Annotated in this window: 14 protein-coding genes; 3 read left to right on the forward strand and 11 right to left on the reverse strand. The window is 28.7% G+C overall.

Annotated features, from left to right (window positions below; translation table 11 throughout):
* The 4 genes from KGF41_RS18300 to KGF41_RS18315 form a co-directional block, all read right to left on the reverse strand.
* A partial coding sequence (locus KGF41_RS18300) for a transposase (protein WP_227857035.1) occupies nucleotides 1-920 on the reverse strand: 920 nt, incomplete at its 3' end.
* 7 nt (nucleotides 921-927) lie between these two features.
* Nucleotides 928-1,323 carry an IS200/IS605 family transposase gene (gene tnpA / locus KGF41_RS18305; RefSeq protein WP_227857036.1) on the reverse strand — a complete coding sequence of 132 codons (396 nt, stop codon included), beginning with the start codon at nucleotides 1,321-1,323 and terminating at the stop codon, nucleotides 928-930.
* 467 nt (nucleotides 1,324-1,790) lie between these two features.
* On the reverse strand, nucleotides 1,791-2,741 hold the full coding sequence (locus KGF41_RS18310; protein WP_227850735.1) for an SDR family NAD(P)-dependent oxidoreductase: 951 nt from the start codon (nucleotides 2,739-2,741) through the stop codon (nucleotides 1,791-1,793).
* A gap of 1 nt (nucleotide 2,742) precedes the next feature.
* A complete protein-coding gene (locus tag KGF41_RS18315) occupies nucleotides 2,743-3,393 on the reverse strand; it encodes a helix-turn-helix transcriptional regulator (protein WP_227857037.1) in 651 nt (216 codons plus the stop codon).
* 353 nt (nucleotides 3,394-3,746) lie between these two features.
* Between KGF41_RS18315 and KGF41_RS18320 the strand changes: the two genes are divergently transcribed.
* Both KGF41_RS18320 and KGF41_RS18325 read left to right on the forward strand, forming a co-directional pair.
* Nucleotides 3,747-4,355, forward strand: a complete 609-nt coding sequence (locus tag KGF41_RS18320) for a TetR/AcrR family transcriptional regulator (protein WP_227830013.1) — start codon at nucleotides 3,747-3,749, stop codon at nucleotides 4,353-4,355.
* A 26-nt stretch (nucleotides 4,356-4,381) separates the two neighbouring features.
* A complete protein-coding gene (locus tag KGF41_RS18325) occupies nucleotides 4,382-5,515 on the forward strand; it encodes a macrolide family glycosyltransferase (RefSeq protein WP_227830014.1) in 1,134 nt (377 codons plus the stop codon).
* 161 nt (nucleotides 5,516-5,676) lie between these two features.
* Here the strand turns inward: KGF41_RS18325 and KGF41_RS18330 are convergent, their stop codons facing one another.
* From KGF41_RS18330 to KGF41_RS18350, 5 genes are all read right to left on the reverse strand, one after another.
* On the reverse strand, nucleotides 5,677-7,056 hold the full coding sequence (locus tag KGF41_RS18330) for an MATE family efflux transporter (RefSeq protein ID WP_227830015.1): 1,380 nt from the start codon (nucleotides 7,054-7,056) through the stop codon (nucleotides 5,677-5,679).
* A 216-nt stretch (nucleotides 7,057-7,272) separates the two neighbouring features.
* Nucleotides 7,273-7,839 carry a CDP-alcohol phosphatidyltransferase family protein gene (locus KGF41_RS18335; RefSeq protein ID WP_227857038.1) on the reverse strand — a complete coding sequence of 189 codons (567 nt, stop codon included), beginning with the start codon at nucleotides 7,837-7,839 and terminating at the stop codon, nucleotides 7,273-7,275.
* Nucleotides 7,840-7,867: 28 nt separating this feature from the next.
* On the reverse strand, nucleotides 7,868-8,659 hold the full coding sequence (locus tag KGF41_RS18340) for an ABC-2 family transporter protein (protein WP_227857039.1): 792 nt from the start codon (nucleotides 8,657-8,659) through the stop codon (nucleotides 7,868-7,870).
* Entirely contained in the window at nucleotides 8,659-9,513 is an 855-nt protein-coding gene (locus KGF41_RS18345; protein WP_227830018.1) for an ABC-2 family transporter protein, read from the reverse strand. Before KGF41_RS18345 ends, KGF41_RS18340 begins: the two co-directional genes overlap by 1 nt.
* Nucleotides 9,500-10,495, reverse strand: a complete 996-nt coding sequence (locus KGF41_RS18350) for an ATP-binding cassette domain-containing protein (protein WP_227857040.1) — start codon at nucleotides 10,493-10,495, stop codon at nucleotides 9,500-9,502. Before KGF41_RS18350 ends, KGF41_RS18345 begins: the two co-directional genes overlap by 14 nt.
* 716 nt (nucleotides 10,496-11,211) lie before the next feature.
* Here KGF41_RS18350 and KGF41_RS18355 point away from each other — a divergent pair.
* On the forward strand, nucleotides 11,212-12,168 hold the full coding sequence (locus KGF41_RS18355; protein WP_227830020.1) for a diguanylate cyclase domain-containing protein: 957 nt from the start codon (nucleotides 11,212-11,214) through the stop codon (nucleotides 12,166-12,168).
* A gap of 371 nt (nucleotides 12,169-12,539) precedes the next feature.
* On the opposite strand, the gene rsgA is transcribed toward KGF41_RS18355, so the two are convergent.
* Complete coding sequence (rsgA, locus tag KGF41_RS18360; protein ID WP_227857041.1) at nucleotides 12,540-13,622, reverse strand: ribosome small subunit-dependent GTPase A; 1,083 nt, start codon at nucleotides 13,620-13,622, stop codon at nucleotides 12,540-12,542.
* Nucleotides 13,619-14,020 (reverse strand): RNHCP domain-containing protein, encoded by a 402-nt coding sequence (locus tag KGF41_RS18365; RefSeq protein WP_227857042.1) that lies wholly within the window; start codon nucleotides 14,018-14,020, stop codon nucleotides 13,619-13,621. Before KGF41_RS18365 ends, rsgA begins: the two co-directional genes overlap by 4 nt.
* Nucleotides 14,021-14,133 lie beyond the last annotated feature (113 nt).

Raw genomic sequence — 14,133 nt, forward strand, 5'->3', positions numbered from 1 at the left:
ATTTCTCTACCATACCAATTAGCTTTATATTCTAACATTCTTCTGAACTCCGACCAACTTGCTTCGCTTATAGCTTTCGCTAACTTATGATTTTTCACCATATTCTTTACCTTCAAGTCCTCAATAACTATAACTTGGTTTTCGTGTATTAGTTTAGTTGATAACTTATTTAGGAAATCTGCTCTTTGGTCTGATATCTTTTGATGCAACCTTGCTACCTTCAATCTTGCTTTATATCTATTATTGCTTCCTTTTTGTTTTCTTGATAAGTCCTTTTGTAGTTTAGTTAATCTTTTCTCTGATTTTCTAAAGTGTTTAGGATTATCTACTCTAAATCCATCGCTACATATTGCAAATTCCTTCAATCCAACATCTACACCTATTTTCTTATCAATAGTTTTTAGTTTCTCTATTTCAGTTTCTGCTAATATAGAAATATAATATCTATTACCTGGTGTTCTCGATATAGTACAACTCTTTATTTCTCCATCAAACATTCTATGTTGTTTTATCCTAACCATCGATTTTAGTTTAGGTAATTTTATATATCCATTTTCAATCCTTACAGTACCTTTTTGGTTGTTAGTAGTATAACTATGATAGTTTATTTTCTTAGATTTGAATTTAGGAAAACCTACTGATTTATCTCTAAAAAAGTTTTTGTAGGCTTTATCTAAATTCATTTGTTCATTTGCTAGTGCTAAACTATCAACTTCTTTTAGGAACTCATACTCCTTTTTGTACTGTGCAGGTGTAGGATATTTTGTTTTCTTAATATCTAAGTCCTTGTTTTCCTCATATGCTTTAATCCTATCGGATAACATAAGATTATATATAAGTCTGCTACATCCAAAAGTTTTAGCAAAATATTCTTTTTGTTCGCTATTTGGATATAATCTATATTTATATGCTCTTAGCATATTATCCCTACTTTCCTTGATTTTCTATGTATTGTTTTGCAACATCCAATGGAGCTCCACCAGTTGTTACTAGACAATAACTTTTGCTCCAAAAGTATTCTTTCCATAAGGACTTACGAATACTTGGAAATTCATTCTTTATTCTTCTACTTGATGCTGATTTATAAGCATTTAGCAGTTTAGATATCTCTGTATTTGGTTTTGCTTTGAATAACAAGTGCACATGGTCAATATCATGATTCCATTCTAGCAACTCCACTCCATAATTTGGGGCGATATCTACAAATATATCTTTTAGTCTATCTGATATAGAGTTATCTATTACTTTTCTTCTATATTTTATACACATAACTAAGTGATAGTGTAACAAAAATACTGAATGATTATTACTATCTAATTTCATTATAATTACTTCCTTTCAGTTTTTACTACTGATTTTATAATACAATACATTTTTGAAAATCAAGTAAAATAAATAGCCTATCGGTTAGGCTTACATCCTCCACCTCCTATGGCGAGGAAGAGGAATTTCGCCATTATAGGTTAAATTTATTATATCTTTTTCATCATCAACAAGTAATATTTTCTTATTAAAGTATGTTTCCATAGTAAAATCACTCCTAATAAAGAGTTATTATCTTTTATTTATCAATTCTTTAACTCTGTGTATTCTGCTTAAAGTATATTCAAATAATTAAATAAAATCAAGTATATATCAATTATAAATTAAATTATAGTTAATTGTAATTTTTCTCATATTAATTCAAACAATAAAATAAAAACTGAACAGAATTAGCAAAAATACTATATCCTTTTAGCAATATCAATAAGATTATGTTGTTGATATAATAACCTCATGAATTATATGTGTTATGCTAGCAAATTATATTTAGCATTTTCAACATATTGTTTACATATAGCCCACACTTTCTCTATTGTCTCTTTGTTATTGACATAAGGTGGATAAACCTCTGTGCTTGTAATGCTTTTTATAAATGATATTGAGTTATTAGCCATTTTAACAATCTTTCCTTGGTGATTTATTAGTTTTCCAGTAATACCTGTATAAACATTAGAAGTGCAAATCGAAAAGTAAGCCTCTCCAATAATTTCTGATTTTAGTATAATAATGTTTTGTAAAAATGCAAGTACTTTCCAATACGAATTAAATTTCTTAATTGTTTCTTTACTCATTTTTGTTGCTGGAACCATAATTGCATTTACACTTATATTATAAGGCTTGTATTCTTGTTTCATCATACTTGTAACCATAAGTAAAGCTATTTTGGAATCTCCATAAATTTTATAGGAATTATATTCTTTATCTTCTACAGTTTCACCACTTAAAACTCCAAAATTAATTTTTCTTCTTTCATCAAAAAAATGCTTTATATTTGTACTACATACATTTAGAATTTTAGGATTTTTTGATTTAGCAAGTACATCCAATAATAAATCGGTCATAAGAACTGGCCCAAATAGATTGGTAGCAAATGTTAATTCTATACCATCAATACTTTGTTGAAAGTTTTTTTCTCCATGTTTAAAATGTCCAGCATTATGGATTAAGATATCCAATACACCGTATTTTTTCTTATATGTCTCACAAAAACTACAAATGGATTGCCTCGATGAAATATCCAGTTGAAGCAAATCCACATTAATATTTTTAGTTTTGGCTATGATTTCCTGACACACGGGTTCACTAATCTGAATATTACGACATGCCATTATAACTCTATAACCCTCTGATGCAAACTTAAATGCTGCTGCCTTTCCTATTCCTGAATTAGCTCCTGTTATTATTACAGTTCCTTTCATGTTAGCTACCCCCTTTTTCTTGATTCTGACTATTGTTTAGGTACTCATTAATTAGTTTCTTATTTAAATTTTCAAACCATGCTATTTCAAAATTTGTCCTATCAATTCCAAACTGTAAGGTCAATAACTCAAAATCAATTATATCTTGAACATCTCTTTGCATATTGGAATGTTCAGTATCTTGTAAAAAGTGATTAAACTGTTCTTGATTTTCTTCTATATAGGCAATGTACTGTAATTTTGCAACATCGATGTCTTGTCTTTTGATATTCTCCAACTGCTCTCTTTCCTTTTTGAGGCCAACAATATAAGATTCAATTAGTGACAATCTTTTTTGTGTTGGAACAAAGCCCATAAAAAATAATTTGCTTAACTCCATATCCTTTACTTTCCCTGCAACCATAGATGTCTGTACCCATTCTAAAAAACATGCTTTTCCTTTATCTGTTAGTACATAAAATTTCTTATTGACACTATTTTCAACAAACTCTTCATACACTATCATCTTCTTTTCAAGTAGCTTTTTTATTGCTGCTTGAATACTTCCCATACTGTTGCTACACATAGAAGCAAAATTCATTTCTATAACACTTCTCAGTTCATAAATTGTCAACTTCTTAAGTATAAGTAATCCCAAAATAATTTTATCCATTTTATTTACTCTCCTTTTATATTACTAATAGTAACATTCCTAATAGATAAAATCAAGCACTAGAAAACTAAAGTAACAGCTTCAAAATCACAGTAATAATATTTTGGGAACTTTAGAAAATTAATTTTATATAGACTTTATGATATTGATAAGAAAACAACTATAGTTTTAAAGATAAGGTGTGGAATATTTTAGGATAACTGATTAAATACTTGTATCATTCTGACATATGTACAAGTCTTAACATTTCATATTATAAGAACAATCTTCTGTTTATAATTGACTTTAATTAAAAAGTATTATAAGATATAAACAGAACAATATTCTGTTTGTTTAAATAAGGAGGTAAGTTTATGGCAAGAAAACCTGTTTTAGAAGGAGGAAAAAGAGAGGAAATACTAGATGCTGCTATTCGATTATTTTTAAAATATGGGTATGAAAGCACTTCTGTTCGCATGATATTAAATGAAGTTAATGGAGAAGTTGGAATGTTTTATCATTATTTTAGTTCTAAACAAGAACTATTTGATAAGTCCTTAGAGCATTTTATGAAGAAACAAAGTGAAAACTTTGCACAACTACTAATTCAAAATGAAGACACTTTATCATTTTATGAAATAATTAATAGAATACTAGATTACTACGAACAGAGCATTTCACAATTTCACAAATTAGTTGATAATAAAGTCCATTGGACTATATTGTATGCCTTACATGGTATCACCATAAAGACTATGCTACCTACAATAAAATCTTTTATTGAATTAGTATATTTAAAAACAGAAAATGATAATGTGCTGGATTTGGATTTTTTAACACAATATACCTTGAATGGAATAAGTGGCTTGTTACATAGTGAACGTTTCCCAAAATTAAATAAAAGTGAACAACATACAATTATTTCTGAATTTTTAGGTAGAACGTTAAAAGTTCCACCTCTTATATTTACAATGAATACATGATAAAAACACTTTAAGGAGGTTAGATTATGAAAATTTTATTTATAAATTTACCTTTCTCTGGACATGTATACCCTACCCTTGGGTTAGTGGAAAAATTAGTGCATAGAGGTAATTCTGTAACATACTTACTAACTGAAGAATGGAAAGATAAAGTCTTAGAAATGGGAGCTGATTTCATTTGTTATGAAGATAGCAAAAAATTTTCTATTCAAATGAAAAATGCCTATCAAATATCTATAAAAGTAGCACATGAATTTGACTTAATTATTTATGAACATCTTTTCTTTTTAGGAAAGCATATAGCAGAAAGATTTAATAAACCTGTTATTAGAGTTATTACGTCACCAGCTACTAATGAAATTCTGATGAAAGAATTTATTAACTCTGGCGGAACATTAAGAGTATTTCGTTTCAAATGGGTGTGTCGCAGATGGACTAAAAAAGTATCAAACGGAGTTAAGTTAAAGACTGATTCCTGGTTAAAAGAAATTACTGAAAATCCTCCAGAACTTAATCTTGTATATACTACAAAAAGATTTCAACCATGTGCAGAAGATTTTTCAGAAAAGAAGTTTAAATTTCTTGGTACTTCTATTTACCATCGCAATAAAAAGAATGAGTTTCTATTGCCAGAATTGAAAAATAATTTAGTTTATATTTCTCTAGGTACAATTGTAAATAAAGCAATGTCATTTTATAAAAAATGTATCACTGCGTTTAAAGATGAAAATGTAACTGTCATTATGTCTGTTGGTAATTCGATAAATATATCAGAATTAGGTGAGATACCAAAGAATTTTTATATTTACTCCTTTGTCCCACAACTTGAAATATTAGAAAAAGCAAATGTTTTTATCACTCATGGTGGCTTAAATAGTGTTATGGAATCTCTTTATTTTGGAGTTCCTATGGTGGTTATTCCGTTTATGGCAGATCAACCAACTAATGCCCAGCAAGTTGAACGCTTAAATTTAGGAAAAAAGATTTCGCACAAACACATTACAAGTGATATTCTTAAAAAGTCTACTCTAACTGTTCTTAATGATTCGACCATAACTCAAAGTATATTGCTTATGCAAAAAGAAATTAGAAATGCAGGCGGTAATGAATTTGGTGCTGATTTGATTATTCAGTATATGGATAACAAAATGATAAAATAAAGTTAAAATTGTACTGCTGTTAAGAAAAGATTTGTAAATGAAGAAATGAATCCAAAAGAAAAAAAACAATAAAAGCCCATAAATAAATGAAAAAGCATTACTTATGGGCTAAATGATATACAGTCAAAAAAGATATATGTTAATTATATTTATTATTGTATTTATATATAGTTATACTTATTATTATATCTATATATAAAACTAACTGTTAAAAATAAGGTTAAAAACTCAGCAATTGGCACTGCTAACCATATTCCATCTATATTCAATACATTTGGTAATGTCAACAAACCTATAGTTATAAAACCAAATGTACGTAAAAAAGATAGTATTGCAGATATCTTTCCATTTGATAATGCTGTAAACATAGATGATGTAAAAATATTGTATCCACAAAAAAGGAAACTAAAAGAAAATATATAGAATCCAGACCTTGTAATCTCATAAACGTTGCTTCCTTTTTGAGAAAAAACCTCTACAATAGTTGGTGAACATACCATAGAAAACACAAATACCAGTAATGAAGCCACTGAGATAAATAATATACAAATTTTAAAAATGTATTTTAACTGGATATTATTTCTACTTCCATAATTATAGCTTATTATTGGAGCAACTCCCATTGAAAAACCAATATAAAGTGAGGTTAAAAGAAACTGAGAATAAATAATTATTGTAATAGCTGCAACTCCATCCTCACCAATCAATCTCATCATCATAATATTAAATAAAAAAGTAGTAACTGCTGTTGATAATTGACCCACCATCTCAGAAGAACCATTAAAACAAATCTCAAATAATACTTTTTTATCTAATTTAGGTATGCAAAATCTAAGTACCCCTTTATTTTTCGAAAAGAAAACTATACCTGCAATAGTTGGGATTAAATATCCTATACCAGTTGCAAGTGCCGCTCCACCAATACCCATTTGTAGTGGTACAATAAACACATAATCTAGAATTATATTAGTGCATCCCGCTCCAAGCACTAACCATAATCCAAATTGAGGTTTACCAGCTGTTACAAATAGACTTTGAAATAATACCTGTAATATATTAGCAGAAGCAAAAATCAAGATAATAAAAAGATACGAACGACAATATTGAATCAAAATATCACTTGCTCCTAGCCATATAATAATATTGTCCATAAATATAAGACCTATACTGGTAATTAATATTCCAATTATAGCTCCAGATAATATAGTCAAAGTAAAAATTTTCTTTGCTCCATCCGTATCATCATTCCCCATCTTGCAAGCTACAATAGCACTTCCTCCAGTAGCAAGCATAGTTCCAAGTCCAACAATAATATTAATAATAGGACAGACAATATTAATTGCGGATAAAGCATTTGTATCTACAAATCTAGATACAAATATAGTATCTACAATCGTATATAGTCCCATAAAAATCATCATGAATATAGTAGGAAATGCAAATTTTAATAAAGAAAATAAATTAAATCTCTGCGCAAGTAAATTATCCTTCACATAAATATTATCTTCTTTTTGATTTTTAGAATATAATATATCACTCATTAACATCATTATTCTGTATATTAATTCTATTTAAAATAATACTTAAATTATTATGCATTTACGAACCTCCTCTCTGCATAAAAATTATATCTAATTATTTAAATAGAGTTTTAATATATCTTGCTATTATGACGCCATATACGATAAGGATAATTTCTTAATCTTTAATCTAATTATTTTGAGTCTTTGAGTCAATACTGATGTAAATTTTAGTTTCTATCGTCTAGTATCATATGAAACAGATTTATGAATAAGTACTTCTATAATACTACTAATATCTATTTTCAACTCTTTAGATAATATATGTATTATTACTTCTTCAATGGCTGAGATACTTGCTACAACACAAACTATACTTCCAAGTAAATTTATATTCATAATGTTATAAAATAAAGGTAAACAAAATAACATAAACCCAGATAATTTATTTCCATATGTATGTAATATAGCAAATGTATTGTATTTACGAATCACCACAATTATTGATGTAATTCGAATAAGGACAATTATTAATATCCATAATACTATATACTTTGAAATATTTATTACTGGAAGCATAATAATAAACATTGATATTACTAAACATATATCAGCTATACTATCAAGCCTTGAACCAAACTTACTTGTCATATTCATTTTTCTAGCTATATATCCATCAAGAAAATCACTTACTCCACACATAATATAGACTGTAAAAAATAAAGAAGAAAACATATCTATTTTGAGCAAAGCTATTGATAAAATAATTCTAAGTATAGTAATAATATTTGCTATATTTTTCATTCCTTGTCACCTCAAAACTGAAAACTTATTAACTACTTGCACTTTTATAATATTTCATTCCTAGTTTCCAAAATCTCCACATAAATACTGTAAAAACAAATGCAATACCAATTGAGTAGATTAACCCTTTTATTTTTAATGTCCCAGACAAAATTTGAGTTGGGATTGTTGACATAATTCCATATGGTAAAATCAAATAAAATAGTAGTTTAAAAATACCTTCATAAATTACACCTGGAATTTTCATATTCATTGGTAGTAAATTACCTTCTAATCTCATTATAGCAGAGGATGATATAACAAAAAATGAAATTGTTCGAAATATAATACACACATCATAAAAAAGCAATGTCATCAATAAAACCATACATATATATGCTATTATCATAATAAAAGTTATTTCTGAATTTAATTCAGATATTCCATATACAACTATAAATACACTTGCCAAAATTAAAGGTGATGAACCAATATTAATATTCTCAAATGTCAATCTAAACAATGGGTCTATTGGCTTTGTAATATAATAATCTAATTCTCCTTCTTGAATTTTGCGTGGAATATCATAAATTCCAAAACAGAAAATGGTCATATTTATAGCATTTATTAATGAAAAAGTTCCTATAAATATTAGCATATCTCCACGCTGCCAACCTCCTATTGAATCTACATGAGAATAAATACCATTGAACATTAACAATTGTAATATAAATAATGAACTATCTACAAAAAATGCTCCAAAAAAATCAAATCTAAACACCATCATTTTTGATAATTTCATTTTTAGTAACATAAATATTATTTTAAAAATTTTTTTCATTATATCCCCACCCCATCAAATAGTATTCTCATCCTTTTATAGACAATTTTATTTAATATAAAAAAGAATAAGACCCATAATGCTATAATAATCAGTCCTTGCACTGCCTCATTACTATTTCTACCTATTAATAACATAGATGGTAAATAGGTTGTGTAATAAAATGGAAAGAACTTCATAATAGTTACTACAACTTCTGGTAAAAGTACAAGTGGTATCATTGTTCCTGTAACAAATTCAGTTATATTATCGATTATCATTCTAAAAAAACCAATCTCTAGAAATTTAAATGATAAAATTCCAATAAAGAAATGAAGCTGAATCATAAAAACAAGCCCTAAGAAAATCATCAAAATTGAAATTAAAATTTGTATTGGATTTGATGTAAAAGCAAAATCTATTTTAAATATAAAAATCCATACAAAAGCAGAAATTAGATTAAATACTAAGTAAAAAAAAGTCATTCCTAAATTTTTAGCAAAAAAATAATTTTGTGTATCAATCGGAATAATCATGTATTTTGAAAATGTACCCAACTTTACACGATTGCATATCTCCTCACTTGTACTTCTTGACATATCAATACCTGATAAAAATGAACTTATTATATAATAAGACAACATTGAATTAAATGTAAAGCCAGAAACTATGTCATTTTCACCAAAAATTGCCTTCCACAAAATATAAACAAATAAAATTTTTATAATAGTAAACATCATGTTAACTACTACATCAAACCTCCAAATAAGTTGTACTTTGAAATTAATTTTAGCTATTTCATAGTACTTTCTTATATTTTGTTTAAATTTATAAAACCATGATTGTCTTGAATATGCTTCATTATAGTTGTTCATAATACTCTTCACATCCTTCTTTGTATATTCGTTCTACAACATTCCCTATATCTTCTTCTTCAATTGTTACATCCTCAACATCATACTTATCAAAAATCCATTTAACAGTTTCATTCCCCTTTTCTTTTGGCACAATTACTGATGTTTTATGTTTTGTTTGCTCAATAATCTTACAGTCTTTTGGAAATAAAATTTTGGTTTCATCAGTAAAGCTAACTGTTATTTTCTTATATTTTTGAAAATGATTAAATAATTCATCTGTAGAGCCATCATATATTTTATGACTATTTTCTATGACAATACTTCGACTACAAAGGCTCTTAATATCTTCCATATAATGAGATGTAAGCATTATTGTAGTACCTTTTTTCTCATTTACTTCTTTCAGAAAATACCTAATTTGTTTTTGTGCCACTGCATCTAGACCTATTGTTGGTTCATCTAAAAATAAAATTTTAGGATTATGAAGAAGTGCTACAATAAGCTCCATTTTCATTCTTTCTCCTAAAGAAAGTGTTCTAACTTGAACATTTAGATAATCAGATACTTCAAACAACTCTATAAAGTAATCCAAATTCTTTTTATACTCTTCATCAGATATATCATATAGTTCTTTAAACAATAGAAATGTATCTGCTGGTGTCAATTCAAAAAATAGCTGACTTTTTTGCCCCATAACAACAGCATATTGTTTTTTAAAATTATTTTCTAACTTATTTGGATAATAACCCATGACAGAAATTTTTCCAGATGATGGCGCAATAATTCCAGTCATCATCTTAACAAGAGTTGTTTTTCCAGCTCCATTTTGACCTATTAATCCGACAAATTCTCCTTTTTCTATTTTTAAATCAAGGGATGATATAGCTGTTTTTTCTGTATATTTTCTATTAAATAAAGATTTTATGCTTCCCATAAGTCCTGGCTCTTTCTCAAATCTTCTATAAGATTTAGTCAGTTCATTAAGTTCAATAATACTCATTTTTATTGCCTCCATATCTTGTATTTTCTACAAAAAAAAGTCCACAGGTATTTATATCTGCCTTTTTATGTGGTATACATATTTACCTACACAAAAACAGAAAACTCCTGTGGACTAGAAAATTTAATCTTTTCTATTTCAACATAATTATATTCAAAATAACACTATGTAAAATTAATAAAGGTGTAGCAGATTAAAGCCCACTACACCACAATTTAACAAAGTAATATATAATAATATTATTATTTGTTGTCATATGTTAGTTATCTATAAAGGCAGAGCAAGACACAACAATTAAATGTATCAAAAATACACTTAAAAATTCTGATTAAACAGAATACATATGCGTCTCCAACTATTTATTTATTTGTTGGTTACCATTATATATAACTCCGACATTAAGACACTCCTTTACTAATATTATTGTTGATATTCTATCATAAAACTTTTCTATGTTCAAGTATAATTTAAGATACTCATATATTTATCTTATTTATTTACAATTGAAATTTAATTTCATTAATTAGTTTAAGCAAAATTTAAAAATACAGTATTTATATTAGAAATAACACTCCTATACTCCCTTCTTCCAAAGTACACTATTATACAAATCAGATGCAATTTTTTTAATTTTATATTATAATATTGTCACAAGCTTCCAAATAAATAGTACTAACTAAAAGAATTATAAACTAAAAATCTTAAGGGGTTACTCTATGGAAAATAATACAGTACAAGAACAATTATGTGATTTATCAAAAAAAATCTGGCACATTTATACTTTAAATCCAGATGATGATGGCGTACAATTTATCATTTCTTTATTAGATGATAATTTTACATTGTTTGGAACAGGAAAGCATGAATTCTATACATCATTAGAAAACTTCATTATAAATCTTGAAAAAGACCAACAAGAATCAGAAGAAATAAATTTTAAAATTATAGATGAATGGTACTCATGTACTAAAGTTACAAATGAAACTTTTATAGTATATGGAACGCTATGGGTAATAGAAGAAGAGTACTTAGAAAAAGACATATATATAGAAATGGATACTAGATTTACTATGGTATACAAAGTTATAGATGGTAAAATCACACTGCTCCATGTACACCATTCTATTCCAAACTTTGAGCAAGCAAAAGATGAATACTATCCTAAAACAATAACTGAAAAAGCAAAGGAAGCTCTAGCTATGGCTCATGAGTTTAAGTTAAAATCAGAAAAAGACCTTATGACTGGATTATATAATCGTCATTTTTTTGAAGTACATATAAAAGAAATGCTAGAAACTACTTCATGTGGGTATTTTTATATTTTTGATTTAGATAATTTTAAGCAAATAAATGATATATTTGGCCATGTTAGAGGAGATGAAATATTAATACAATTTGCTAATATTTTGACTAAAGTGTTTGCCAATGATGCTATTATTGGAAGGCTTGGAGGAGATGAATTTGCTGTATTTGAATATATCAATCAGTCTAAGGAAGATGTTGAAAATAAGGCAAAAAAAGTTGCAAAGTTATGTTCTGATAGCAATTCTTGCTCTATAGGTATATCAAAACTAGAAAGTAATTTAGATACTTTTCAATCTTTATATAAACAATCTGATTATGCTCTATATTATACAAAACGAAACAACAAAGGAAATTTTAGTTGGTTTTAAGATTAAAGAATTTCAGATGTATAAAATAACCTCCTAACTGGTATGTTATTGCTTTATTCTATCTTTATTTAAACTGATACATCTATAGTAAGAATCCTATTGGTGATTACAACCACAAACGCCTTTTGTTAGATAAGTAAATGCAACAACTGCTTTTTAAGCATTATTTGATGTATTTGTAAATGGATACTAAAAGAACATAAAAAGTATCTAGACACAGAGCCGATAACTGCTACTACTCACAAGTTCATCGGCTCTGTGTCTGTTCCTCTAGCTCTCAGATAACTAAAACTTCAATAAATAAGTAGCTTTTCAATCCATCAACGAATGAATAAATAGGTAAAAATGACTACACTCAGGTTTGAATTATCTTATTTATTTTTTAAATATTTTTGAATTGTTTTATTTATTTTTGCAATGTTTTTGAATTTCTTTTCCTTTTCTGCCAAATAGTTGCCCTTATCTTCTGCAAAGACTGCTTCGGTTTTCAGCCTACGATAAGATTCCCACCTTTTAGGCGAAAGTTTACCCTGCTCAATGGCTGACCAAATAGCACAGCCTGGTTCTGAGGTATGGGTACAGTTGCGGAAACGACATTTTCCGAAATAAACTTCCACATCTGTAAAGCTTTTATCCAGTCCATTTGAAACATCCCACATTCCTAACTCTCGCATACCTGGTGTGTCAATAACTATACCCCCACCTGAGATTAGAAACAACTCCCTTCTAGTCGTGGCATGTCGCCCCTTATCATCATCTATGCGAATTTCCTTTGTATTCAGTCGTTCCTCACCCAACAGACAATTAATTAATGAAGACTTTCCGACTCCTGAGGAGCCAAGCAGAGCAACAGTACATCCAGGTTTGATATACTTGAAAATCTGTTGCCATCCATATGGCTCTATAGATGAGGTAACGACTACATCCACACCAAAAGCTACAGAATCAATTACCTGTAGCTTGCGAAGCAAGTTGTCACACAGGTCCGCTTTAGTGAGTATCACTACTGGAATAGCCCCACTTTCCCATGCTAGAGACAGATACCTCTCCAATCGATGAAGATTGAAATCCTTGTTCAATGACATGCACAGAAAAACAATGTCAATGTTAGCTGCAACCACCTGCTCCTCATTTGTCTTTCCAGAAGCCTTACGCACGAACAGGTTTTTTCTGCGGAGCACATGATGAATAATAGCATTACCATTTTTGTCAGTGCAACGATCCAACATAACGAAATCGCCAACAGCTGGAAAGTCAGATGGTATGGTAGCCTCAAAACGTAGTTTTCCTGAAACTTCTGCAAAAAGTTCACCATTTGCACAGATAGCCTGATATATACTCTTTTCCTGTGACACAATTCGTGCAAGGTACAAATCAGGATATTCGACAATCTGAGCAATAAAACTGTCATCCAGACCATATTCTCTCAAATCAATCTGCTCTGTGCTCTTCATTTTTCTTCCTCCTTCTCCATGATTTCAGTGAATTTTTCCAAAGGGAAAGGTGGCTGTGCTAATGGCTTTAATGCAATCGACATTAATTTCATTGGATTGTCATCTGCTGCCACTCGGTTAGAGCTAAGATGACCACAGCGTGTACAACGATGAATGATTGCCCACTCACCATTTTTTCTTACCCATACTCCAATGGGTTCCATATCACCATCACAATCTGCGACACGGTCACCAGGAATAATATCCACATGAAGACTGTGTAGGCAATGAGGACAGTGATTTCTATGCTGTGTCCCAGAGCCTTCTGGAACTACAAGGCAACCACACTTTTTGCAAATAAAATTATCTAGACAAGTGTTATCCTGATAATAAGCTCGCTTTCTATTTGTATAATTCATTTTTAAATCCTCCATATCTTGTATTTTCCACAAAAAAAATCCACAGGTATTTATATCTGCCTTTTTATGTAGTATACATATTTACCTACACAAAAACAGAAAACTCCTGTGGA

Origin of the sequence: Clostridioides sp. ZZV14-6150 (assembly GCF_020657875.1) — a bacterium.
Taxonomy (GTDB): Bacteria; Bacillota; Clostridia; order Peptostreptococcales; family Peptostreptococcaceae; genus Clostridioides.